Source organism: Bacillus sp. FH, assembly GCF_052216825.1.
GTDB classification, from domain to species: Bacteria; Bacillota; Bacilli; order Bacillales; family Bacillaceae_G; genus Bacillus_A; species Bacillus_A paranthracis.
The window spans coordinates 2,513,478-2,539,809 of sequence record NZ_JBQOUU010000001.1 but is presented as its reverse complement, the minus strand read 5'-3'; the positions used below and the strand labels follow the sequence as shown (position 1 = coordinate 2,539,809).

Sequence of the window (26,332 nt, the reverse complement as noted above, 5' to 3'; positions counted from 1 at the left end):
CGATTGTTGGACTAGTGAGACATCCTTTTTATTTTGGCTTGTTGTATGAAGATATATCGACGATTCGACTAGGAGGCTATTCCACGTTCAGTGAAATAGCTTGATATTCTACCAAGGAAGATATTTTTTCCACCAACTTGTTTTTTTCTTTTCTTCAGTTGTCTTTTCAAATTCCTCTTTATCATCAACGTGATCCATACAATATTCAGTTGGTTCTGTACCTTTTGCAAAATACATTTTCACTGAAATTGGGCAATTTTTTGTAGCGATTTTCCCGTTTTCAGGGTTAATATCGACTGCAACGACGTCACTTGGTTGTTTAAACTCTTTTTTAGGTTGTCCATCTAAGCCTTTCTCCATCGTATCAGTCCATATTCTTTTCGCATAGCCTTGTTCTGCTACGTTTGAAATTGATTTAGGTTGATCATATCCAACCCATACGCCAGTTACGAGTTGCGGGGTAAACCCAATCATCCAACTATCTGTTTCGGTAGAACCAGATTTTCCGGCATAGGTTCTTGATAGTTTAGATAACATTGATTGACCAGTTACAGCAGCATAACTGCTTAGTTTTTTATTAAACATGCCTGTCATCATTTCTTCCATCACAAATGCTTTGCTCTTATCAAGAACTTGTTTACTATCCAAATGAGCATCGTATAAAATATTTCCTTCATGATCCATAATGCGGCGAATGAAAATAGGTTTTACTTCTCTTCCCCCGTTTGCGAACATGCTATAAGCGTTAACCATTTCAATTGGTTTTACAGGAGATGTACCGAGCGCGAGGGAAGGGACATCTTTTAATGCACTTTTAATGCCGAATTGCTTCGCCGTTTTTGTAAGAATGTCTTCGCCTAAAAATAAATTGGTCTTCACGGCATATATGTTATCAGAGACCGCAAGAGCTTGCGCCATTGTTACAAAATCGTCTGCATAATAGTCTTTATAGTTTTTCGGTTTATACTTTGAAACACCGTCACCTAAAGTGAACACGGTGTATTCGCTTTTTAAGCGCGTAGCAGGGGTGAATCCTCGTTCTAATGCCGCATAATATAGAAATGGCTTAAATGTAGATCCAGGCTGGCGAGCGGCCTGTGTAGCCCTGTTAAATTGACTTGTATTATAATCAGTTCCACCAACAAGGGCAGCTACTTCACCTGTTTTTGGATTCATAGAGACGAGCGCAGTTTGTATGTTTGTCGTGTCAGGTATGTGGTCTTTTACAGCTTGTTCTGCAACTGATTGTAATTTTGGGTCTAGCGTTGTATAAATACGCAAGCCGCCTTTTTGTAAGGCTTGCTCATCTAATCCAACATCGCGAAGAAGAGAAGCTTGTACAGCATCTTGGAAATAAGGCGCAACCTCTGCGACTTTTTTCGTATCTAATGAAGCGAAAGTTAGTGATTCTTTCTTTGCTGAAGCTGCTTGTTTCTTCGTAATATAGCCTTGTTCTACCATTTCATCTAATATAAGAGATTGTCGTTCTTTCGCACGATCTTTTTTTAAAAAGGGAGAGTAGACACTAGGTCCTTTTGGTATACCCGCGAGCATACTAGCTTCCGCTAATGTTAATTCTTTTGCTGTTTTATCAAAATATAGACGGGACGCAGCTTCGATTCCATAAGCACCATGCCCGTAATAAATTGTATTTAAATATCCTTCTAAAATATGATTTTTATTATAATTCACTTCAAGACGGATTGTGTACATTGCTTCTAATAGTTTACGTTTCCACGTTTTATCATGATCTAAGTATAGGTTACGGGCATACTGTTGTGTAATCGTACTAGCGCCTTGGACTTTTGCCATCGCTTTTAAATCAGCAACAATGGCACCAGCGATACGCTTCATATCGAAGCCATGATGTTTGTAGAATCTTTGATCTTCGATAGAAAGTGTTGCCTCTTTTACGTAAGGAGAAATTTCCTTGAGAGATACATTGTATCGTTTTTGCATCTCATTACTTTGTCCTATAACAGTGTCATCATTAGCATAAAAGACACTTGTTTGCGGGACAGCGACAGGAGGAGGTCCCATAATTTTTGCAACTATAATAATAACAAAAAAGGAGAAAACGAAAAAAAGAACAGAAGAAAACATTACGGTGAAGAAAAGACGTTTATATTTTTTAAGTTTTGTATTCATAGTTTGATCCATCTTTTTCAGCCCCTCATTCATACAAACATTATTGTATTAGTATTGAGGGTTTTCGATTATTTTAAACAATGAAATTTCGAAAATAAAGAGCTCCTTCAATTAAGAAAGGAGCTCAAATGCACGTGCTGGCCAATCGGTAATAATGACATCTACGCCATAATCAATCATAGTTTGTAAATCTTTGTATTCGTTAATTGTATAAGGGCGGAAAACGTACCCTTGTTTTTGCGCGAGTTGAACAAATTCCTTTGTTAGTAGTTGAAAGTTTGGGTGTAAACCAGTTGCATCTCTATTTTTTGCTTCGGCGATAGGATCAGCAAGTGGCTGGTCATATAAAATGGCTCTTGGGATTTCAGGAGCAATTTCTGCTAATAATGAAACAGAGTCGTGATTAAATGAAGAGAATACAATTTGATTAGAAAGATGATATTCTCGAACGAGAGCAACAACTTTTTCTTCAATGTTTGGATAGTGAATGACATCTGTCTTTAACTCAATGTTGAGCTGTAACTTTGTTGTAGATAACCAAATGAATACTTCGCGTAACGTTGGGATTTTTGCTTCATGGAAAGAAGGATCTTTATGGCTGCCGGCATCTAAAGCTTGTAACTCTTTTACCGTTTTTTCAGAGACAAGACCTACATCATTCGTTGTACGATCGACTGTTTCATCGTGAATTACGACAAGTTCACCATCTTTTGATAGGTGGACATCAAGCTCAATTCCATGGGCGCCGATGCGTTCAGCTTCTTGGAAGGCAATCATCGTATTTTCTGGATGTGTTCCTTTTACGCCGCGATGAGCGAAAATAAGTGGTTTACTCATGTGAAATTCTCCTTATCATTTCTTTTCTTTCATTATGAAACTGCTTTTGAAAAAATACAATTTAATATGACAAACATTTACAAAAGTCTAACAGTTGCACAAAAGTTAACGTTAACGTAAAATGTAATAATCGAGTGAAGGGAGGAATAAACATGTATAAGATTGATGAAGTTACAAAGCAAGTTGGTTTAACAAAACGTACACTTCGTTATTATGAGGAAATTGGTTTAATTCATCCCCCAGAACGTAGTGAGGGGAACATTCGCCTGTATACAGACGAAGATATCGCTAGAATTAAAAGAATTGTGGAAGCGAAAGAAGTGTTAGGGATTACGCTTCAAGAAATGCAACATTTTTTATCGTTAAAAGAAAGAATGGAGCAAAGAAGAAATAGTGAGAATCCCCGTGATCGTGAAGTGATTCAAGAAATTAAAGAGATGCTTGAAAAACAAGTGCAAACGCTAGACGAGAAAATGGAGCAAATGCAGCGTGTAAAGGGAGAACTTGAAGACAGCTTACATCGTGCAGTGACATTTTTAGAGAATACAAAAGGAGAGTAATCAAAATGGAGAGCAAACAAAAACTAGGGAGATTGATTACAGTGTTGGCTACTTTCCTTGCCTTTTCAGGTATAGGGGTAGTCGATCCAATTTTGCCAATTATTGCTGAAAAGATTGGTGCATCGCATTGGCAAGTAGAGATGTTATTTACAGCATATATTTTAACGATGGCAATTATGATGTTACCAGCTGGAATATTTGCATCGAGATTTGGTGATAAACGAATGATGACAATCGGTCTTGCCATCGTGACTGTATTTGCGTTTATATGCGGTATATCGCAAACGATTGCTCAGTTATCTCTTTTCCGCGCTGGATGGGGATTAGGGAATGCGATGTTCTTCGCAACGGCGATGACTTTATTGATTGCATTAAGTAAAGAAGTTCATGAAGCAGTAGGGTTATATGAAGCGGCTATCGGTTTAGGAATGGCAGGTGGACCATTATTAGGCGGGATATTAGGTGGACATTCTTGGCGTTACCCATTTTTTGCGACGAGTATTTTAATTTTCTTAGCATTTATTTTAGTTTTCTTCTTTGTGAAAGAACCAGAGCGAAAAGTGAAGCGTAAAGCGGCAGGCGTAGGAGAATTATTTAACCTGGTGAAGTATAAGCCGTTTATGCAAGGCGCCATTTCAGGAATGTTATACTACTACGGATTTTTCGTTGTGTTAGCATATTCACCACTTATTATGCATTTATCTGCTATTCAATTAGGTTTTGTATTTTGTGGATGGGGACTCGCGTTAGCTTACGGTTCTGCAATTTTAGCACATAAGCTAGAAGGGAAATATGAGCCGAAAACATTGTTGAAAGGCAGTTTACTCGTATTTGCGCTATTCTTAATTGCACTATTCTTCGTGAAAATTATGTGGTTACAAATTGTATTAATTGTTCTATCAGGATTAGCATCAGGATTAAATAATGCATTATTTACAAGTTATGTAATGGATATTTCACCTTATGAAAGATCTGTTACATCTGGTGTTTATAACTTCGTTCGTTGGTTAGGTGGCGCAATTGCTCCCATTTTATCAGGGATTATCGGCCACGCTGTTTCACCGCAAAGTCCATTTTTAGTAGGTGGGATTGTTGTATTAGTTGGTTGTGTAATGATTTTAATTCCGATTCGAAAACAGGTAGAAGTAGAGAGAAAAGCCCTTTCTTAAGAAAGGGTTTTCTTTATATGTATATGTTAGAACGCTCTGACTAAAATATATTTTCGGTATTTTTGTACTTTTAACTATACATTTTGGATGTTTTGTTTTATTTTTGTTAGGGGACATTAATGATGTCCCTATTATAAATTTGCATTGAAAGGCGTGATTGTACGATGGAACTATGGTTCACTGAAAAACAAACAAAACATTTTGGGATTACGGCGCGTATTAACCGCACATTACATACGGAGCAAACAGAATTCCAAAAACTTGATATGGTCGAAACGGAAGAGTTCGGAAACATGCTTATTTTAGATGGCATGGTTATGACAACAGAAAAAGATGAGTTCGTTTATCATGAAATGGTAGCGCACGTACCTTTATTTACACATCCAAACCCTGAAAACGTATTAGTTGTAGGTGGCGGCGATGGCGGTGTTATTCGTGAAGTGTTAAAACACCCAAGCGTAAAGAAAGCAACTCTTGTTGAAATCGATGGAAAAGTAATTGAGTACTCTAAACAGTACTTACCATCAATTGCAGGTGCATTAGATAATGAGCGTGTAGAAGTAAAAGTAGGAGACGGTTTCCTACATATCGCAGAAAGCGAAAATGAATATGACGTAATTATGGTAGATTCTACTGAGCCAGTAGGACCAGCAGTAAACCTATTTACAAAAGGCTTCTACGCTGGAATTTCAAAAGCGTTAAAAGAAGATGGTATTTTCGTTGCACAAACGGACAACCCTTGGTTTACGCCAGAACTAATTACAACTGTGTTTAAAGATGTAAAAGAGATTTTCCCAATTACTCGTTTATACACAGCGAACATTCCAACTTACCCAAGCGGTCTTTGGACGTTCACAATCGGATCTAAAAAACATGATCCATTAGAAGTAAGTGAAGAGCGTTTCCACGAAATCGAAACGAAATACTACACAAAAGAATTACACAATGCAGCATTCGCATTACCGAAATTTGTTGGCGATTTAATTAAGTAAGAGAATCGCACGGAACAAATAAAGTGTAAATAGCTCATTTAAGGTGTTTGTCCAGAAGACTTGAACATGCTAGCTATTTACACTTCTGTAAAGAAAATTGTCTTCTTTGTATGAAATAGAAGACCCGGTAAATCGAGAAAGAGGAGCAACTCGCTCCAAATTTGAGAAATAATGAAAGGTTGGGATACCTTAAGTTCCACATAAGGAGGAAAAGAATATGCGTTTTGATGAAGCTTATTCAGGTAAAGTATTTATTAAAAGTCATCCAAGTTTTGAAGAGTCGAAGGTAGTTATTTATGGGATGCCTATGGATTGGACAGTAAGTTACCGTCCGGGATCTCGTTTTGGCCCTGCACGTATTCGTGAAGTATCAATCGGTCTTGAAGAATATAGTCCGTATTTAGATCGTGAACTAGAAGAGGTAAAATATTTTGATGCGGGTGATATCCCATTACCATTCGGAAACGCACAGCGCAGCTTAGACATGATTGAAGAATATGTATCAAAACTTTTAGATGCCGATAAGTTTCCACTAGGTCTCGGCGGTGAGCACTTAGTGTCTTGGCCAATTTTTAAGGCAATGGCAAAAAAATATCCGGATTTAGCAATCATCCATATGGATGCTCATACTGATTTACGTGAATCGTATGAAGGGGAGCCTTTATCCCACTCTACACCAATTCGTAAAGTGTGTGATTTAATTGGTCCGGAAAACGTATATTCTTTCGGAATTCGTTCTGGAATGAAGGAAGAATTTGAATGGGCGAAAGAAGTAGGTATGAACTTATATAAATTTGACGTATTAGAACCGTTAAAAGAAGTATTACCAAAACTTGCAGGACGCCCAGTCTATGTCACAATCGACATTGATGTATTAGACCCAGCTCACGCTCCAGGAACAGGAACGTTAGAAGCTGGTGGTATCACATCTAAAGAATTATTAGATTCCATCGTAGCAATTGCAAATTCAAATATAAATGTAGTTGGAGCAGACTTAGTAGAAGTAGCTCCTGTCTACGACCATAGTGATCAAACACCAGTCGCAGCAAGCAAATTCGTGCGGGAAATGCTGCTCGGTTGGGTGAAATAAAAGCGGAATCCGCTGTAGCTGGATAAAATAAGAGCCCTCTATATGATTAGGGGCTCTTATTTTGTCGTTATGTGTCGGTAAGTCGATATGTCTTGTCGAATCGTCGATATAATGAAAAAATCGTTGATATATTTTGAGTTGTGATCGATATATTTGAAAAATCGTCGATATAATTTCATTTACCATTACGTAACATTAAAAAGAGCTATTCCTAAACAACGGGAATAGCTCTTTTTCTTATGCAACCTTCTCTTCCGAAGTAATGCCGCGAATGTCATCAGCAGAGCGAATTGGATATTTACGGAACACAATTGATCCGATGTATCCAACAATCGTGGTAACGATTCCACATAATATAGCAGCAATTGTTACTTTTACAACGTCATTAAATCCGAATAAAACAAGAAGTCCTGGGATTGGTGATGCTGTTCCTGGTGCATTATTAACGAGCTGGAACAGAGATGTAATAATACCAGCAAGTGCACCGCCAACGAAGTTTGTCGCATAAATTGGAATTGGATTTGCTGAAACAACATCGGCTTGTGTTAAAGGCTCGATTGCTACAGCAATTGTGTCTTTCTTTGAACAAATCTTTAGTCGTTTAAAGAAAATAAAGTTCATTGGGGCTGAGGCTGCTACGGCAAGACTACCAATTGCCATTGGTAAACCCGTTAATCCAAGCATTGCAGTGAGTGCCATAGAACTCAGTGGAGAGGTAGAAATAACTGTTATTAATCCACCAAGCATAATACCCATGATAATAGGGCTTTCTGTAGTTGCAACTGAAATCATAGAACCGATTTTACCAAGTGTTGCGTTAACGAGCGGATCCATAAGCATTGCCATTCCGCGTGAGATTGGTGCAGCGATAAATAAAATTGCTAAAAACTCTACACCAGCCGGTAATTTCTTTTCGAGAAATTTCACGACGAAGGCACAAACGTATCCAGCGAAAAATCCTGGTAAAATACCAAATCCACTAGTAGCGATACCGATTAAAACAGCATATACGGGGGAAACACCGATTGCTAATGCGACTAAAATCGCTGCTGCGACACCGCTCATACTACCGGAAGCTTCTCCTACTGATTGTAAAAAGTCATTATGAAACATTTCTCCACCTATATAACGATGAAATGCTTCAATAAGAAAACTTGCGATTGCTGCATTAGCTAAAGCACCCATTGCTTTCATGCCGTAAGGAGCACGGTAACTAAAAAGTGTAAATAGACAAAGTACAACAAGTAATAGTGCTAAACCTTGCAAGATAGCCATTTGAAAACTGTCTCCTTTGATTTTTGTAATAAAAATTTGTATCATTCAATAATAATATAAAAGTTCATGAAACGGAAAAATTTTTTCTTGGGAAATTGCTATAAGGTGAAAATGCCTTACAATAATGTAAGGAAAGTGTAAGACTTTTAGATAGAGTATAGTATGCCATTTTTCGTATAATACAAGTATAGATATATGACTAGGGAAAAAGAAGTGCAAACAGGAGGTTCATGTATGAAATTGGTAATTAAAGTTTTAGTTGTATTCGCCATTATTCTAGGTGGAACAGCGTATTATTTGAACACAAAAACAGAAGGTGTACATGCTTTTGTAGACAACTTCTTTTCAAATAAAGAAATACAAGATTATTATGCGGTTATAGATAAAGGTGAGAAAAAAGACGGAGAATACTTGTATACTTTTAAAGGGTATACAGAAGACGGAAAGTTACAGGTTATTAAAAGAATGATGAACCGTGAATTGCATACGGGTGCTTTTATAAAAATTTATGCAAAAGGTATGCAAGGAAAAGGATGGGCTGAAATCCCGAAAGAATCAATTCCGCAAAAAGCGTTGGAGAAAATAGAAAAACGATAAAAGGAGCGACCCATTCGCTCCTTTTTTAGTGCGTTAAAATAGTGATAGATGTTTTTTCTTTGTTAGAAATGATTGTTGCACGTCCGCCAATTGGGAAAGTGAAAATCGGGGTTGTATGACCGAAACTTGCGTTTGCAATGATAGGGATATGTGCAAGCTCAGGCTTTGAAGCAATCATTTCTTGCACGTCTTCTATCGTACATTCTGCGCCTTTTTGCATCTTTCCTATAACGATGCCTTTTACATGTTCAAAATCTTGCTGCTGCATAAGAGAATGTAAATATCGATCAAAAGTTTTAAGAGTAGCTCCCCCAGTTAAACTATCCTCTTCAAGAAATAAAATTTTATCTTTTAAGTTAGGCATATATGGTGTACCTTGTAGCAAGTTCAATGTGCTCATATTACCACCGATAATATCTCCCGTAGCTTCTCCTTCGTGAATCGAAATGTATCCTTCATTTTTAATAAATTCTCGATTTTCTTGATCTATATACCAAGAATCATCGCTCCATGTTTCAGATGGCAGGACTTCGATAGGATCAGTAGAAGTTAAGCATTGTAAAAAGTAATCGTTCGTATACTCGAGCCCTTTCTCCATTCCAAATGAAGAGAAATGGGGGCCTGAATATGTAACAAGTCCTGTTTTAGTGTAAATTGCATTATTTAGTGCAGTGATATCCGAATAGCCACAGAAAAATTTCGGGTTTTCTCGAATTAAATCGTAATCGAGATGTTTTAATAAGCCATTAGAATTGTATCCGCCAAGTGTCGTCAAAATGGCTTTTACATTCGGGTCTCTAAATGCTTCGTGAAGGTCTTGAACGCGTGAAGAAATAGAAGAGGAAGCAAATCTGTCTATCTCATCAGCATATGTTGAAAATGTAACGTGAAAGCCCATTTCGGTTAACCTTTTTACAGCAAGCTTCCTGTTTTCAGTTGAGACAATACTTAAACTACAAGATGGTGAAATAACTCTAATTTCATCACCTTTTTTCAATTTTGTTGGTAGCACTTCATTCACCTCTTTAAAAGAAAGAATATTTAGATTTAAGAAATATTTTATCATATGAAATAAAGTGAAAGTGAATTATGTTTTGAAATGGAGTTTTCCTGATTTTTCAGCAGACAGATAGAGGTTTTTTTTGATATGATAGGAAAAGTGATTTATTATAAGTAGTATTTAATATCTATAACATTTGAAAGGTGTGCAAGACGTGGAGAAACAACTTGCAGGCTTGCCGGTACACGTTCATTTCGTAACAGAAATCCGTGAAGGGGCGAGGAAGGAAACCGTTGCTTTTGAAGCAAATGGTCAATACTATGTAAAAGGTCAAGGTACATATGTAACATTCCAAGAGCCGAACGAACAAGGCGAAGTGAAAACAATTATTAAAATTCAAGATGAACAAGTTCTCATTATGCGTTCAGGTGCTGTTTCAATGCGTCAGACGCATGTGAAAGGTGAATGGACAACTGGTACGTATACGAGTGAACTTGGTACGTTTGCATTGCAAACAAAGACTGATAACGTTCTTTTTAAATGGTCGGATGAAAAGAAAAAAGGACAACTCTTCTTAACGTACGCATTGCTTCTAAGTGAACAAGAAGCTGGCAGATATACAATTACACTTAATTTGAAGGAGGCAAAATAATGAATTCTTTAGAACAAGTAAAAGGATTGATTAAAGAAGAAATTCAAGCTGCTGTATTAAAGGCAGAATTAGCAACAGAAGAACAGATTCCAAACGTTGTATTAGAATCTCCAAAAGATAAAACAAATGGTGACTTCTCTACAAATATGGCAATGCAACTTGCACGCGTTGCGAAAAAAGCACCTCGTATGATTGCAGAAGAATTAGTTGCAAACTTCGATAAAGCAAAAGCTTCTATTGAAAAAATTGAAATCGCAGGTCCTGGTTTCATTAACTTCTACATGGATAATAGCTACTTAACAGACTTAATCCCAACGATCGTTAATGCTGGTGAAGCTTACGGTGAAACGAATACTGGTAAAGGTGAAAAAGTACAAGTTGAGTTCGTATCTGCGAATCCAACAGGTGACCTTCACTTAGGACATGCACGTGGTGCAGCAGTAGGTGACACTTTATGTAACTTATTAGCAAAAGCAGGATACGATGTATCTCGTGAGTACTACATTAATGACGCTGGTAACCAAATTCATAACTTAGCTCTTTCTGTTGAAGCTCGTTACATGCAAGCTTTAGGCTTAGAGAAAGAAATGCCAGAAGACGGATACCATGGTGCGGACATCATTGGAATCGGTAAACGTTTAGCAGAAGAGTTTGGCGATCGTTATGCGAAAGCTGATGAAAAAGAAAGCTATGAATTCTACCGTGAGTACGGTTTAAAATATGAGTTAGCAAAACTTCAAAAAGACTTAGAAAGCTTCCGTGTTAAATTTGATGTATGGTTCTCAGAAACATCATTATACAAAAACGGAAAAATTGATCAAGCTCTTGCTGTATTAAAAGAGCGCGACGAGATTTTTGAAGAAGACGGTGCAACTTGGTTCCGTTCAATGACTTACGGTGACGATAAGAACCGTGTATTAATTAAAAACGACGGTTCTTACACGTACTTAACGCCAGATATCGCGTATCACCGTGATAAATTAGAGCGTGGTTTCGATAAGTTAATCAACATTTGGGGTGCTGACCACCACGGTTACATTCCACGTATGAAAGCTGCTATTCAAGCGTTAGGTTACGATAAAGAAACACTTGAAGTAGAAATCATCCAAATGGTACAACTATACCAAAACGGTGAAAAAATGAAAATGAGTAAACGTACAGGTAAAGCAGTTACACTTCGTGAGCTTATGGAAGAAGTAGGCGTGGACGCAATGCGTTACTTCTTCGCAATGCGTAGCGGTGATTCTCATTTAGACTTCGATATGGACTTAGCTGTATCAAAATCTAATGAAAACCCAGTATACTATGCACAATATGCTCATGCTCGCGTATGCAGTATCCTTCGTCAAGGTGAAGAATTAGGATTAGCTACAGGCGGAGACGTGAACTACAAACTTGTTACTTCTGAGAAAGAAGTAGAGTTACTGAAAAAACTTGGTGAATTCCCAGCAGTAGTTGCTGATGCAGCACAAAAACGTTTACCACACCGTATTACAAACTATGCATTTGAATTAGCAGCAACATTACACAGCTTCTACAATGCAGAAAAAGTATTAAACCAAGATAACTTAGAATTAAGTAAAGCTCGCTACGAGTTAATGAAAGCAGTACGCACTACACTTCAAAACGCATTAGCAATCGTAGGAGTATCTGCGCCAGAAAAAATGTAATTAAGAAAAGCGGAGCCGACTGTTTAGTCCCGAAGGCTAAGGTTCTTTCCCACAGAAGATGCATTTTATCTTCTCGTGGGGAAGGTTCTTAGACGGAAGGGGCTAGGAGGCAGAGCTAGACATAAAGAAAAGCCGAGCCAATTTTTCGCTTTCAGTAAAAGGCAATCACACGATGTTGTGATTGCCTTTTTGTATGGAGATAATAAAAAAATAAAATTTTATCAAACAAAAGGAGAATTTGCGTCGTCTTATATAAATGACAGGAGGTTTATGATGGAAGAAAAGGTAGAAGAATTGATTGACATATATAAGCAGCAAATATATTCCTTATGCTATAAGTTAGCGAAGACGAAAGAAGACGCGGAAGATATTTTTCAAGAGACGTGGATAAAAGTTTTTTCATCGCGGCACCAACTTTCTTACGTGGAGAATTATAAAAAGTGGATTACTACAATTTGTGTTCGTACGTTTTATGATTTTTATCGTAAGAAGAAAAGATGGAAAGATCGTGTATTGGATTTATTTCATAAAGAAGATGGCGGAGAAATAGAGCATGCAGATGATATGAATATATCAGAAGAGTTTATTCAAAAAGTCGAAGCAGAAATGATACGAGAAGTTATACAGTTATTAAATGAAAAATATAAAACAGTGCTCGTACTCTACTACTATGAACAATATTCTTACAAAGAAATGAGTGAAATATTAAATATACCAATTGGTACGGTGAAATACCGCCTTAATTATGCGAAGAAGCAAATGCGAGAACATTTGGAGGGGTTCGTTTATGAAGGAAGATAAATTTGATCAAAAGATAAAAAGTAGTTTAGCGGGAGAGATGATTCCTAGCGAAGAGCTAATAAATAATACGAAGCAGGGCATGCGAAATGCTCGGAAATTAGAGAAGAGATGGGTTGTTTTCATTCATGCTATTTGGATGATTGTATTAACAGTCACCCTAGAGCAGTTTATTAGTCATTTGGATCATAAAATAACTATCATTATAACGATAGTTATTATGATGCACCTATACATTCCTATATATGTTGTCATACAGTCATTTTTAAAGAAGGAGTATAAATTACATGATAGAGTTCGATAATCCATTTGTAGTATTTGAGGTAGCTGGGATTACAATGTTTTTGGCTTTTATAGCACTTTTAGTATGTATAACATCATGGGTGTATACAGATGCGAAAACGCGTGGAATAAGTAAGTGGTGGAGTGTTGTAGCGATTATATTGCCGTTTTTTATTGGAGTTTTGTTATATATGATACGGAGAAGTAACAAGAAAATAGAAGGAGAGCATACGATGAATGCTATGAAAAAACAAAAGATAACATTAGTTGTCATATTTGCAAGTGCGATGTTTGTATTACTGAGCGGCTTCGCTTTCGTTCAAACGTTAGATGATATGTGGAGAGCTGGTGATATATATTTAGAGAGTGAGCAACAAGGAGAGACAAGCTATGAGGCAAAATTCTCATCATGGGATATTGCTGGGAAAGATATTGAACTTGAGTATGCAAAAGACACAGAAGTAACATTTTCCTATGAGACAGATGCAAAACGTGGGAATTTATGCTTTAGCTTGTATGAAAGGAAAGGAGAAGGTATAAGGGAGTTAAAAGAAATCTGTGAATCCAAAAAAGGTACTTTTAAAGCTACATTGAAAGCGAATGAAAAGTATGTATTTAGTATAAGTGGTTTAATGGTGAAAGATGGTTTTGTAAAAGTGAATTGGGAAACAAAATAAAGGCCCTTGGGAAGGGCCTTTATTTTATCGGATTGTATACGTAACCGAAAAGCTAACAGGACTATAGTAAACATAAGGTGCATGAAATTGAACGTACATATTCCCATCTGTTTTTGCAGTGAAAATTCGGCCGTAGCCATCAGAATAACGTCCAATAAGGTTATGATTTGAGTCATAAACACTGTAACTAGGGGTTTTGCTGTTAGGTTGAATTGTTAACTCTTGTCCCTTTTGAAGGAAAACAGGTTCTTGTTCAGAACTACTTCCAGTTTGCAAAGAATAAAATTTTGTAAAGCTTTGTTCTTGAGTAGCGGCAGTGGCCTTTGTTTCAGGAATAAACGCGGTAGCACCAGTAATTCCTGCTAAAGTTAATGCACCGGCTAAAATCATTTTTTTCATAGTAGAAAAGCCTCCTTAATTGTTGTAATCATTTTTGTTACAGTTAATATTGTATACGATAATGAGTAGGAGAAAATATGCTTTTATGCATATATATTTTTTCTCAATAAAAGACCACTGATTTTTATCAGTGGTCTTTTACAAATGATTAAGCAGCTTTCTGTTCGGTTTGCGTAACAGGTTTTTGAAGAGTGTTATAAACACCAGTTCCGATTACTTCTAGTGCCATTTTCATACGTTCAGGTGAAATGTTCTCAAATACGTTATCTTGAGGTGTGTGATATACCTTCTCGATATGATAGATTAATGGATTCCAGCTATCGACACCCATCCAAATAAATAGAGCGGCAGGAATGCCAACTTCAGCAAATGGTACGTGATCACTAGAACCGAATTTTCCTTGCAGTACAAGGTCATTATTTAACTGTTTACCTGCTTGCAAGGCCGCATCTGTTACAAGGTTTGGAGAACCGTTAGGCGTCATAGCATATAAATTTTTTGCTTTATCGTAATTTGTAGCAACCATGTCTGCGTTAAAGACACCTAAAATTCGGTCACGCTCTTTTTGGGATAGACTATTAACGTAATGATCAGAGCCAAGTAAGCCAGTCTCTTCAGAACCGAAAGCAATAAAACGAATTTCTTTATCAGTTTCTACATTTTGAAAAGCGCGTGCTAACTCTAATACTAACCCTGTACCAGAAGCATTGTCATTTGCTCCAGGTGCTCCAACGACACTATCATAGTGTGAACTTACAACGACAGCTTTTTCATTACCTGTACTATTTTTTGGTTTCTTTTTAGCAATGACGTTTAATGACGTTAAATTAGATTCATGTCTTGCTTTTAGGGAAAGAATTGTTGTCCCTTTTTTAGCGATTTCTTCTTTAAATGCATTTCCTTGTGCATAAGCAAGACCAAAGACAGGGATAGACTGTTTTTTCGTTAGGCGGGGATTGAAAGTTTGTCCGTAATTTCCACGTCCACCAATTAAGCTGTATAAAAGAACACCTTTTGCTCCTTTGCTAACAGCATTTTCAACTTGTTTATTATAGTCTGCAACTGTTGTTCCTCTTTCGAATAGAACGATTTTTCCGTTTACTTCATTTGGGATATCCTCTAATTTTGTCCCACCTTGAACAAAGATAAGAGGGGCTGTAACAGCCTCTGTAGAAATTAGTGCGTTAGGGGCAGCACCAGCTTGCCAATTACGTTTTGTGGATAATGGTGATTCAATAAATCCAACGTATTGATCCGGCACTTGGAATGGTTGATATTCTACTTCATAGCCCATTGATTTAAGCTGCATACCGACGTAGCGGGAAGCCCATTCCTCTGATTTTGTTCCACCGGGGCGAGGACCAATTGTTTCGGATAAGAAACGGATGTGTTCGATAGCACGGCTTGCATCAACTTGTTTTGTAATAGATGAAGTCTGTGTGATTTCTGACGTGGAATCAGCTTTGGCTTGTCCAATCGGGGCTAAGCTAACAGCGAGTGATACAGCAAGCAAAGAGCTTACTATTTTTTGTTTCAAAGATTTTTTCATTTCTTCCTCTCCTATTCTTCTATTCTCTCTGACTGACAAAAGAAGACGGATAACGACTTCATTTTACCCTTATCTTTATTATTTTTCAATATTCTGACATTGAGAAATAAAAAACGCTATATGCACATTTGCATATTTTTGACGGAGATATGTATGCTATCATTTTAAACGAAGGTTCGCTTTCTATTTGGAAAGCTCCTACATTGCATGAATCTAGTGTACCCAAACTTTAGATTATGTAGAGAAAAGAATCCACTGTAGGGTTTCTTTTCTCGTGTTTGAATCATGTGATGATAAATATGTTTCCGCATTTCATAATTATCATCAGTGATATATGTAAGGCATCCATATGAAAATACGAGGCTGTTCAAAGGTTTTCCGTACTTTTGGACAGCCTCACCCCGTTAAAAGGACGATACTCTATGTATCGTCCTTTTTTGTATAAAAAAACACCCCATCAAATATTCACTTGATGGGGTGTGAAAAACTATTAATAATATTTTTTGCGTTTTGTAGCTAAAATACTTAACAAACCAGCTAGTAGAAGTAAGATACCTACTGTTTGAGTAGAATCTTTTTTGTGACCTGTATTTGGAAGTTCTTTACCCGTATTTCGGTCATCTTGCTGTTTGTTTATTTGTGTTTCAGGGTTACCTTTTTCTAGTTCTTCGGAAGTTCCTTTACCGTGTGCTTCAGGATTTCCTTTCTCTAGTTCTTCAGAAGTTTCTTTTCCTGTTTCCTCTTCTTTATTAGGAGGAGTAACTGGTTTTTCCTCTCCACCTGATGAAGAATCGATTTTTTTATTTGAAACTGTAATTTGTAGTGGTGTAGCTTGCGCTTTTTCAATTGTAAAGCTTATTGGTGATGCATCTAATTGATAGCCTGTAGGAGCCTTTGTTTCCACGAATTGATAGTCTCCCGGACGTAAATCAGAAACAGAAATCTTGCCATCTTTATCAGTAGTTAAATCAGAACGAACGTCATTGCCATTCATATCAACGATTTTAAATACTGCGCCTTCAAGAGTAACATCGTCGATGTCATCAACTTTTGTTAATTCCACAGCGCCCTTCGTTAAGCTATTTTTAGCGATAACAGAAGCTGTAGCGGTTTGACTCTTTTCAACAGTAAAGTTGATAGGAGTTTGATTTAAGTCGTAATGAGTAGGAGCCTTCGTTTCAACGAATTGATAGTCTCCTGGACGTAAATCAGAAACAGAAATCTTGCCATCTTTATCAGTAGTTAAATCAGTGCGAACGTCGTTGCCGTTCATATCAACAATTTTAAAGATAGCTCCTTCAAGAGTAGCCCCGTCGATGTCATCAACTTTTGTTAATTCCACAGCGCCCTTCGTTAAGCTATTTTTAGCGATAACAGAAGCTGTAGCGGTTTGACTCTTTTCAACAGTAAAGTTGATAGGAGTTTGATTTAAGTCGTAATGAGTAGGAGCCTTCGTTTCAACGAATTGATAGTCTCCCGGACGTAAATCAGAAACAGAAATCTTGCCATCTTTATCAGTAGTTAAATCAGTGCGAACGTCATTGCCGTTCATATCAACGATTTTAAATACAGCACCTTTAAGAGCAGTACCATCGACATCATCCACTTTAGAAAGTTCCGCAGCACCTTTCGTTAAGCTATTCTTAGCAGTAACGGAAGCGATTTTTTCTTGTCCTTTTTTAACTGTGAACTTAATAGGTGTTTCGTTTAAGTCATAATGGTTAGGAGCTTTTGTTTCGATAAACTCATAGTCTCCTGGCGGTAATTCATCCACAACTAAACGGCCGTTTTTATCAGTAGTTAAATCAGTACGGACGTCGTGTCCATCCTTATTAACAATTTTAAATACCGCACCCTCGAGTGTTGTGTTTTCTTCAATATCATCGACTTTAATTAACTCCACACTACCTTTCGTTAAGCTGTTAGTAGCTGTAACGAAGACATGTTTTGTTTGACTTCTTTCAATTGTGAACTTAATAGGATCTTCATTTAAGTCATAATGTTTCGGAGCTTTCGTTTCAATAAATTGATAGTCTCCAGGTTGTAAGTCTTTAGCGATGATTTTTCCGTCTTTATTGGTAACTAAATTCGTACGAATATCATTACCGTTCATATCAGTAATTTTAAATACCGCACCTTCTAGCGTTTCTTTCGCATCTAAAGAGTCAACTTTCGTTAATTCAACGCCACCCTTAGTTAAGCCATTTTTAGCAGTAACAGAAACGTGAGTTGTTTGGCTTTTCTCGATAGTGAAAGGAATCGGTGTTTTATTTAAATCATAATGTTTCGGAGCTTTCGTTTCCACGAATTGATAATCTCCTGGTCTTAAATTAGAAGCAGAAACTTTCCCGTCTTTATCAGTAGTTAAATTCGTGCGAACAATTTTCCCTTTCGCATCAATGATGTTAAATACTGCATCGGAAAGTTTTGTATCTGGATTTATATCATCCACTTTAATTAACTCTACAGCACCTTCAATTAAGCTGTTCTTAGCAGTGATTTGTAACTTCTCTGCTTGGCTTTTCTCAATTGTAAATTTAATCGGTGTAGCATCTAGTTTATAGTGCTTAGGAGCTGTTGTTTCAATAAATTGATAGTCTCCCGGATGTAAATCAGGAATAGAAACTTTTCCTTTCGCATCTGTCGTAATGCCAGTGCGAACGTCATTGCCGTTCATATCAACAATTTTAAATACTGCACCTTCAAGAGCCGTACCGTCGATATCATCCATTTTAGAAAGTTCTACAGCACCTTTTGTTAAACTATTTTTAGCAGTAACAGAAATCGGTTCAGCTTGTCCTTTTTCGATAGTGAAAGGAATTGGTTCTTTATTTAAATCGTAATGTTTTGGAGCCTTTGTCTCGATGAATTGATAATCACCTGGACGTAGGTCGTTAATTTCAATTTTTCCTTTACTATTTGTAACAAGGTCTTTATGAATTACCGTACCATTCATATCAACAATGTTAAATACTGCGCCTTCAAGAGTAGTACCATCGACGTCATCTACTTTAGAAAGTTTAACTCCGCCTTTTGTTAAACTATTTTTCATAGTAACAGTAGCAATATCTTTTTGGCTTTTTTCAACTGTAACTACAATTGGTTTTTTGTCTAAATCATAATGTTTCGGAGCGGTTGTTTCGACAAATTGATACGTACCAGGACGTAAATTTTCAACAACGATTTTTCCTTCATTATTTGTTTTTAAATCTGTTTTAAGTACTTTCCCGTTTTGGTCTAGTAAATTAAATACCGCATCAGAAAGTTTCATTTGATCGTTTAGATCATCTACTTTAAGTAGTTCAATACTACCTTGTTGTAAGCTATTTTTAGCAGTTAAAGAAATAGCTTTCTTCTGTCCTTTTTCAATAGTGAAATGGATTGGTGTTTCATCTAAAACATAATGCTTAGGAGCCTTTGTTTCGATGAATTGATAATCGCCCGGACGTAGGTCATCGATTTCGATTTTCCCTTTACTATTTGTAACAAGATCTTTATGGATTACAGTACCCTTCATATCAACAATGTTAAATACTGCACCTTCAAGTTTAGTGCTATCGATGTCATCTACTTTAGAAAGTTCCACTGCACCTTTTGTTAGAGCGTTTTTAGCCGTAATATGAAGAGTTTCAGTTTGGCTTTTCTTAATTGTAAATTCGATCGGTTTTTTATTTAAATTGTAATGTTCAGGAGCGATTGTCTCAACGAATTGATACGTACCAGGACGTAGGTTTTCAACAATGATTTTTCCCTCATCATTTGTTTTTAAGCCTTCTTCAACTACTTCTCCGTCTGCATCTAATAAATTAAATACAGCATTAGCGAGCTTCGTATCAGTATCAATATCGTCAATTTTTATTAATTCAACGCTACCTTTTTTTAAAGTATTTTTCCCTGTAACATTGATCTCTTTCGTTTGACTTCTTTCAATTGTAAATGGAATCGGTGTTTCGTCCAATACATAGTGCTCAGGAGCCTTTGTTTCAATGAACTGATAGTCTCCAGGACGTAAATCAGAAACGGAAATTTTTCCATTTTTATCTGTACCAAGGTTTGTGCGAACTTCGTTACCATTCATATCAACAATTTTAAAGATTGCACCTTTCAACATTGTACGATCGATGTCATCAATTTTCGTTAATGTGACTGCACCTTTCTTTAAGCTGTTAGTAGCGGTAACGTTAATATTTTCTTTTTGACTTTTTCCGATAGTGAACGGAATAGGATCTTTCCTTAAGTCATAGTCTTTTGGAGCTTTTACTTCAATAAATTGATAGTCACCTGGGCGTAAGTCAGAAGCAGAAACTTTACCATGTTCATCGGTAGTTAATCCTTTACGAACTACCTTTGTCGTATCATGAGCATCAACAATTATAAATTCTGCGCCTTCAAGAGTAACGCCATCAATGTCATCAACTTTTGTTAAAGTAACGCCGCCTGTAAGTAAACTATTTGTTACAGTGACAGGGACTGGAAGGTCATCCTTGCTACCTTTTTTAATCGTGAACTTAATAGGCGTTTGATCTAATTTATAATGTTCAGGAGCTGAGGTTTCAATAAATTGATAATCTCCTGGTGCTAAATCAGGAATAACTATTACTCCGTAATCATCTGTTTTTAAATCTTTCGCAATTTCTTTGCCTGTTGCGTCTTGTAATGTGAACACTGCGCCGGCAAGAGCGATACTACTCTCCACATCATCTTCTTTAATAAGTTTAACTTTTCCTTTCGTTAAACTATTTTTAAATGTAAGTGGAAGAAGTTTTTGTTGTCCTTTTTCGATTGTAAATTCAATAGGTTCTACATTTACATCGTAATAAGTTGGAGCCTTTGTTTCGATAAGTTTATAGTTACCAGGACATAAGTCGTCAACAACTAGCATTCCTTTACTATTCGTAACAAGTTCCGTACGAACATCTTCATTTGTATCTCTATTAACGATTTTAAATACCGCACCTTCAAGTGTTTCCTTTTCATCTGCAGCATTCACTTTTGTTAATTCAATACCGCCTTTTGTTAAGCTGTTTTTAGCAGTAACAGTAGCCGACGTTGTTTGACTTTCTGTAATTGTGAACTTGATTGGATTTGTATTTTTATCGTAATATTTCGGTGCTGTTACTTCGATAAATTTATAATCGCCAGGGCGTAAGCCAGTAGCGATGACTTTACCATCCGCACCAGTTTTTATATTTTCGCGAATGACTTTCTTTTCATCATTAGCATCGACAATTTTAAATACCGCACCTTCAAGAGCTGTACCATCGATATCATCAACTTTCGTTAATTCAACATCTCCTGGTTTTAAAGCATTTTCAGCTTTCACAAGTAGAGTTTCTTTCTGACTTCTATTGATTGTAAATTCAATAGGTTCTGCTCGTAAAACGTAATGTTCAGGAGCAGCTGTTTCAATAAATTTATACGTACCAGGACGTAGCTTATCAGCTTTTGTTTTTCCATCAGCATCTGTAGTTAGGTCAGTACGAACATCATTATTATTTACATCAACAATTTTAAATACGGCACCTTTTAGAGGTTTTTTATCACCGAATTCATCAACTTTTAATAATTCAACTTCTCCTGTTTTTAAACTGTTAGTTGCCGTAACAGTAGCAAATGACTGTTGGCTTTTATCGATTGTAAACTCGATAGGATTTGTATTTAACACATAATCCTTAGGAGCTTCTGTTTCAATAAATTTATACGTACCAGGCTCTAAGTCTTTAACAGTTACTTTACCATCCGCACCAGTTGTTACATTTTCGCGAATGACTTTCTTTTCATCATTAGCATCGACAATTTTAAATACAGCACCTGCAAGAGCTGTACCATCGATATCATCAGTTTTTGTTAAAGTGACGCCACCTTTAATGAGTTGATTCGTCGCAGTAACAGTCACTGCTTTCTTTTGACTTTTTACAATTGTAAACTCAATCGGTTTTTTATCTATGTCATAATCTTTAGGAGCTTTTTCTTCGACAAATTGATAGTCTCCAGGGCGTAAATCTTTTGCTTCAATTTGGCCTTGATCATTTGTCGTTAGTTTTTCATATCCACGAATTACATTGTTATGTCGATCTCGTACACTGAACTCCGCACCTGCTAAAGTTTTTCCATCTTTATCGACTTTTGTTAAAATGGCCGAACCTGGAATCAAGCTGTTTGTTGCAGTGCGGTTTATTACTGTTGTTTGATCTTCCTTGATTTTAACCTCAATCAGTCGATCATCTAATTTATAATGCTCAGGAGCCTTTGTTTCTTGTAAGTAGTAAGTTCCTGGTTTTAAATGATTTACAGTAATTTGTCCTTTATCATTTGTTGTTAATTTTTCATGTTCTGAAATTATTTTTTTGTCTTTATCAAGTAGTGTGAAAACGGCACCTTGTAGTGTTACGTTTTTGTTCAGGTCATCAGACTTTGTTAAAACTACTTTCCCGACAAACTTCTTATTTACAAGTTTATATGTTGTAGTCTCTTGTGTACCAAGTTCAACAATTTTCCCTTGTTTTAACTCCCAGCTAATTACATAGCCTTCAGGAGCCTTTGTTTCTTTTAATAAATATTTATCGCGTTTTAAGTTATTAAATTTAGCGATACCATCTTTGTCTGTTGTAATTTTACGGATAACAGTTTTACCTGTACGATCGTATAAAGTGAATTCTGCTCCAGCTAATGGAGTGTTCTTATTGTCGTTATCTACCTTTATAATTTCAAGGTTTCCACGACCTTTAGTAGCAGATCCTCCGCCGGAACCGGAAGACATTCGTACTTCAATCGTTTCGGTAGTTTCTGTATTTGTTACTGTTAACTTATTGCCTGTGATTTTTGCTTTATTACTTACTTTTTCTTTATCGTCTGCATTAATAAATGAACGATATTCTAAAATATAAGCTCGATCAATTTTCTTCAAGAAAGCAATTTCAAAATGTTGCTTTCCGGTATTATTGTCTGTTGTTATTTTGAGTTTATAGTCTGTTCCTTGTTTTAATTCATTTGCTGTATCTTTTGTTACATTTCCATAGTAATCGACAGTTGTAGGATATAAGTGGAATGAATCTTCCACAAGTACTTGATTGTCTGTTGGATCGTCTGTTACAACTGCGTCTGCAATGGTCGATTGGCTTTCATTAATTGCAATACTCCAATTAATATAGTTGTCATCTTGCACAGCTTTTTTAGTAACGAAGCTGCCACCTTTATTTACTTGAGCATCACCTTTAAGCGTGTTTACAATTTTAGAGCCATCTTTTAACTCTGCCTCGTTTTTGTAGATGCCTTGGATAAGTTCACCATCGAGGCTTGTTTTAAAGATAATATAGTAAGGTGAATTAATTGATTGTTTGAAATGAACCTTTAGGGTGTTTTTATTTTTCTCTGTAGGTTCTTCAAGTTCATATTTCTCAGTTGGTACAGCATTACCAGGTTGTGCATTGTCAGGACTTCCATTTAAAATCATATCGCGCACTTCAATGGATCCTGGTACTAACTTTTGTTTATCTTGTATTACGTCTATAACATATGGGTCTTTAATCTCAACATTATTATAATTAAAACCTATTATCCAAGTGATTTCTTTCGTTTGGGCGTTATAAGAACCGTATTTATATCCATTCGCCTTTGTGAAAGTATCAGGATCAAAGTCCGCTTCAACTTTATTTGATTGTGGATTGGACCCTGCGTCTATCCAAGATAGGTTACCTGTATTTTTAAATGAAGTTTTACCACTTTCTAATTTTGTATAGTCAAAGTCTGTCGTATATTTTACGACTAATGTCTTTGTCATATTAGACTGATATGTACCTATAAGGGTAATTTTGAAACCTTTATCTGTTACATCTAAAACATAATCAGTCCCAGCTTGAAGGGTATAATCTCCGTCTTTAATTTCTAGTTTTTTATCTTTTAATTGTAATCCACCATGGTCAAAGGTATCCGTAATGATCGCGTTGTTTAATGGATAGTTGTTATTATTTACCGTAATTGTCCAGGTTGTTGTTTTGTCTTTATAGTTTGTTTCAGCTTTATTATTAGATTTAATAATATTTTGCTGCTTGAAGCCAACTTCATTTTCTTTACTTGAACCATTATCAGCTGTAACTGTATTTTTTATTTTTCCATCTTTTATGACATTACTAGTTGGCTTTGTTTTATAGGAAATTACATAAGCACTATTAATATCCTCATTAAACTGTAAGTCGAATCCATTCTTCTTGTTAGTTACAGTGTAATTATTAACAGTATCTCCTGTTACAAGCCTTCCATTATCATCGTAGGAAGCGTTTTTCACAACGATAGAATTTGCATCTAGTTCATGTGTATCGTCAAAAATATCTTTTAAAAGTGCATCAGTTTTTTTGATATTTTTTTGATCACCGTTGTAAGTAATTGTCCATTCAATCGTTTGCGTCTTTGGATCATATTTACTTGTTTTGTTTAAATGTGTACCACGAGAAACCGTTACAGTGGAGCTTGCGTTTTGTTGTTTTTGATTATCACTCGTTATCGTAACGTTATTTCGGAAGTCTTTTACATTTTCATCAGTAATTTTTGTGGCATATTCGATTTGGTATGCTTTACTGATATTCTCCTTAAAAGCAATCTCCAATTTTGAACCATCTGATGAAATAATTTTGTAATCTGCTGGATCGGCTTCTTTACCACGTGTTGCGTTCCCGTTAACATCAACTTCTAAATAATAAACTTTAATAGAATCTTTATTTAAGCTTGTACCTTGTGGGATGTTATCTTTAAAAACGGCGTTTATAAGGGTGTCTTTCGTTTTATTCATCTCTACTGTCCAATTAATCTCATTTGTATTAATTGGTCTATCAGGTAACCCCTTTTTATTCGTGGCTGTTTTTACATTAGGCTTAAAGTCAACTGTAATAGAAACATCGTTATCTTTAATTGGGAAAGGAATTTCTTGTGTTGTTGTACCTTTAATTTCAGCTTTATTAAATTCTGTCTTTAATTGTAGGTTACCAACAACATCTGGATGTTCTTCAACATAATCGTTAAATGTCATCGTGACTTTTCCATCTTTTGTAACAGTAAAGTTACCAATTGGATTGTTTTCACTATCGTATAAAGGACTGTTAATTGTATTGTAAATCTTAAAGTGTTTAGGAAGATCAAAAATATAGTAATCTCCATTTTTAACATTCATCGATTTTAAAAGTTCCCATGTAAACTCAATATTGGCAGGGGAATCTGTACTTGGACGGTTATCCTCTGTAAATGGTTTTCCGTCTTTATCCGTCAACTTTACACCCGTTAAAATGTTTGTTGTTATTTGCTTTGGACCTGAATTTGTACTCTCAGCAGGATCGCTTGCTAGATTTTGTTCCGGATTGTCAGTAGCAGGTTTAGTTGCTGGATTTTGTTCCGGATTGTCAGTAGCAGGTTTAGTTGCTGGATTTTGTTCCGGATTGTCAGTAGCAGGTTTAGTTGCTGGATTTTGTTCCGGATTGTCAGTAGCAGGTTTAGTTGCTGGGTTTTGTTCCGGATTGTCAGCAGCAGGTTTAGTTGCTGGGTTTTGTTCCGGATTGTCAGTAGCAGGTTTAGTTGCTGAATGTTGTTCCGGATTATCAGTAACGGGTTTGGTTGCTGAATCTTGCTCCGGATTATCAGTAGCAGGTTTAGCTACTTGATCTGGCACTTGTTTATTAGTATCCTGTTTGGTGCCATCTTCTTTAGAATCTTCTACTTGAATAGGAACTGTTATAGGCTGAACCAGTGTTCCTAAAGGAAAAGCGATTTGAACTGATTTTTCTTCAGTCTTTAAAGTTGGGTTAAACACAGTATCAATTTTAATTTTTCCTTTAGCGTCTTTCGAATTTTCTACTTGATCATTAAATATTAGTTTTAATTTATTATCTTTAGCTGTTATAAAATATTGACCAATATTTTTTTGATCTGTTACTAAATCTCCTTGTAAATCTTTAGATACTTTTAATGCAAGTGGTATTTGAAGTACTGCTGTATCGTTTGCATGTACAACTTGTTGATCCTTTATTGACCAAGCATATTCTACTTGAATGGTTGATCCTATCTTTATTAAGTTGTTAGGATTTTTTGCTTCGTCAATAATCTGATCCGTTGCATCTTTCATCTCAACAGTGTCAAATAATGAAGTTTCCTTTAAAGTCTCAGCTTTTGCCTGATTGTACGGGAAACTAATAAACTGTGAAAATAGTACAAATACAATTAAACATATATTGAAAAGTTTTTTCATTTTGCCTCCTTTGAACATTCATTTGTTCACTGAGGAATATATTCCACATGAACAAATGGAATATAAAAAAAGTTAATTATTATAAAGTATTTGTTGCTACTATCCCTCCGTTTCTATGTACGTTCTCTGACAGAATAGATGTTTAATTAAAGGCATATATAAAGTAACGTAAAAATCTGGAATATACATAATTCGACAAAAAATGTCGAAAGTATGCTGATAAAAGGAACGATATCAGACCTTTATATACAAGAGCATTTTCTTGTGAATGTGTTATGAACTGGATAGTCATAAAGGTAGGTTTTACGATACATGCTAACCAAAGTAATGTATCCCAAGTTAAAAGTTTGTTTTTTGTTTTAAAATTATGTGGAAAAAATCTGAATAGGGTTGATTTTGGTTAGGG

General features: G+C 36.1%; 17 protein-coding genes. 10 read left to right on the top strand and 7 right to left on the bottom strand.

Features of this window, described 5'->3' with window-relative positions; all coding sequences use genetic code 11:
* Positions 1-108 precede the first annotated feature (108 nt).
* Both ACTT1L_RS13415 and ACTT1L_RS13410 read right to left on the bottom strand, forming a co-directional pair.
* Positions 109-2,160 carry a transglycosylase domain-containing protein gene (locus ACTT1L_RS13415; RefSeq protein ID WP_071742877.1) on the bottom strand — a complete coding sequence of 684 codons (2,052 nt, stop codon included), beginning with the start codon at positions 2,158-2,160 and terminating at the stop codon, positions 109-111.
* 99 nt (positions 2,161-2,259) lie between these two features.
* Complete coding sequence (locus tag ACTT1L_RS13410) at positions 2,260-2,985, bottom strand: glycerophosphodiester phosphodiesterase (RefSeq protein ID WP_061131890.1); 726 nt, start codon at positions 2,983-2,985, stop codon at positions 2,260-2,262.
* Positions 2,986-3,137: 152 nt separating this feature from the next.
* On the opposite strand from ACTT1L_RS13410, the gene ACTT1L_RS13405 reads away from it, so the two are divergent.
* From ACTT1L_RS13405 to speB, 4 genes are all read left to right on the top strand, one after another.
* The gene (locus ACTT1L_RS13405; protein WP_000276568.1) at positions 3,138-3,545 is read left to right on the top strand and encodes a MerR family transcriptional regulator; all 408 of its coding nucleotides are present in this window, start codon (positions 3,138-3,140) and stop codon (positions 3,543-3,545) included.
* 5 nt (positions 3,546-3,550) lie between these two features.
* A complete protein-coding gene (locus ACTT1L_RS13400; RefSeq protein WP_071742876.1) occupies positions 3,551-4,714 on the top strand; it encodes an MFS transporter in 1,164 nt (387 codons plus the stop codon).
* 164 nt (positions 4,715-4,878) lie between these two features.
* Positions 4,879-5,706, top strand: a complete 828-nt coding sequence (speE, locus tag ACTT1L_RS13395; RefSeq protein ID WP_000424696.1) for a polyamine aminopropyltransferase — start codon at positions 4,879-4,881, stop codon at positions 5,704-5,706.
* 217 nt (positions 5,707-5,923) lie between these two features.
* A complete protein-coding gene (gene speB / locus ACTT1L_RS13390) occupies positions 5,924-6,796 on the top strand; it encodes an agmatinase (RefSeq protein ID WP_001209831.1) in 873 nt (290 codons plus the stop codon).
* Between the two features lie 237 nt (positions 6,797-7,033).
* Here speB and ACTT1L_RS13385 read toward each other — a convergent pair whose 3' ends face one another.
* Complete coding sequence (locus tag ACTT1L_RS13385) at positions 7,034-8,071, bottom strand: PTS sugar transporter subunit IIC (protein WP_000996317.1); 1,038 nt, start codon at positions 8,069-8,071, stop codon at positions 7,034-7,036.
* A gap of 234 nt (positions 8,072-8,305) precedes the next feature.
* Here ACTT1L_RS13385 and ACTT1L_RS13380 point away from each other — a divergent pair, with 234 nt between their 5' ends.
* Positions 8,306-8,668, top strand: coding sequence for a YxeA family protein (locus tag ACTT1L_RS13380; RefSeq protein WP_000779936.1), 363 nt, complete (start codon positions 8,306-8,308; stop codon positions 8,666-8,668).
* A 25-nt stretch (positions 8,669-8,693) separates the two neighbouring features.
* On the opposite strand, the gene ACTT1L_RS13375 is transcribed toward ACTT1L_RS13380, so the two are convergent.
* Positions 8,694-9,680: a S66 family peptidase gene (locus tag ACTT1L_RS13375; protein WP_061185271.1), complete on the bottom strand. Its 987-nt coding sequence runs from the start codon at positions 9,678-9,680 to the stop codon at positions 8,694-8,696.
* A 202-nt stretch (positions 9,681-9,882) separates the two neighbouring features.
* Between ACTT1L_RS13375 and ACTT1L_RS13370 the strand changes: the two genes are divergently transcribed.
* From ACTT1L_RS13370 to ACTT1L_RS13350, 5 genes are all read left to right on the top strand, one after another.
* A complete protein-coding gene (locus tag ACTT1L_RS13370) occupies positions 9,883-10,320 on the top strand; it encodes a DUF1934 domain-containing protein (RefSeq protein ID WP_000414868.1) in 438 nt (145 codons plus the stop codon).
* Complete coding sequence (gene argS / locus ACTT1L_RS13365; protein ID WP_001086456.1) at positions 10,320-11,990, top strand: arginine--tRNA ligase; 1,671 nt, start codon at positions 10,320-10,322, stop codon at positions 11,988-11,990. Before ACTT1L_RS13370 ends, argS begins: the two co-directional genes overlap by 1 nt.
* Positions 11,991-12,263: 273 nt before the next feature.
* A complete protein-coding gene (locus tag ACTT1L_RS13360; protein WP_042876137.1) occupies positions 12,264-12,791 on the top strand; it encodes an RNA polymerase sigma factor in 528 nt (175 codons plus the stop codon).
* The gene (locus tag ACTT1L_RS13355; RefSeq protein WP_048553440.1) at positions 12,778-13,092 is read left to right on the top strand and encodes a hypothetical protein; all 315 of its coding nucleotides are present in this window, start codon (positions 12,778-12,780) and stop codon (positions 13,090-13,092) included. The genes ACTT1L_RS13360 and ACTT1L_RS13355 overlap by 14 nt, the downstream gene beginning before the upstream one ends.
* Positions 13,076-13,747 carry an anti-sigma factor gene (locus tag ACTT1L_RS13350; protein ID WP_071742871.1) on the top strand — a complete coding sequence of 224 codons (672 nt, stop codon included), beginning with the start codon at positions 13,076-13,078 and terminating at the stop codon, positions 13,745-13,747. Before ACTT1L_RS13355 ends, ACTT1L_RS13350 begins: the two co-directional genes overlap by 17 nt.
* A gap of 24 nt (positions 13,748-13,771) precedes the next feature.
* Here the strand turns inward: ACTT1L_RS13350 and ACTT1L_RS13345 are convergent, their stop codons facing one another.
* The 3 genes from ACTT1L_RS13345 to ACTT1L_RS13335 form a co-directional block, all read right to left on the bottom strand.
* Positions 13,772-14,146: a hypothetical protein gene (locus tag ACTT1L_RS13345; RefSeq protein ID WP_442821949.1), complete on the bottom strand. Its 375-nt coding sequence runs from the start codon at positions 14,144-14,146 to the stop codon at positions 13,772-13,774.
* A 148-nt stretch (positions 14,147-14,294) separates the two neighbouring features.
* Complete coding sequence (locus ACTT1L_RS13340; RefSeq protein WP_044791910.1) at positions 14,295-15,695, bottom strand: M28 family metallopeptidase; 1,401 nt, start codon at positions 15,693-15,695, stop codon at positions 14,295-14,297.
* Positions 15,696-16,185: 490 nt separating this feature from the next.
* The gene (locus ACTT1L_RS13335) at positions 16,186-25,926 is read right to left on the bottom strand and encodes a SpaA isopeptide-forming pilin-related protein (RefSeq protein WP_442821948.1); all 9,741 of its coding nucleotides are present in this window, start codon (positions 25,924-25,926) and stop codon (positions 16,186-16,188) included.
* Between the last annotated feature and the right edge of the window lie 406 nt (positions 25,927-26,332).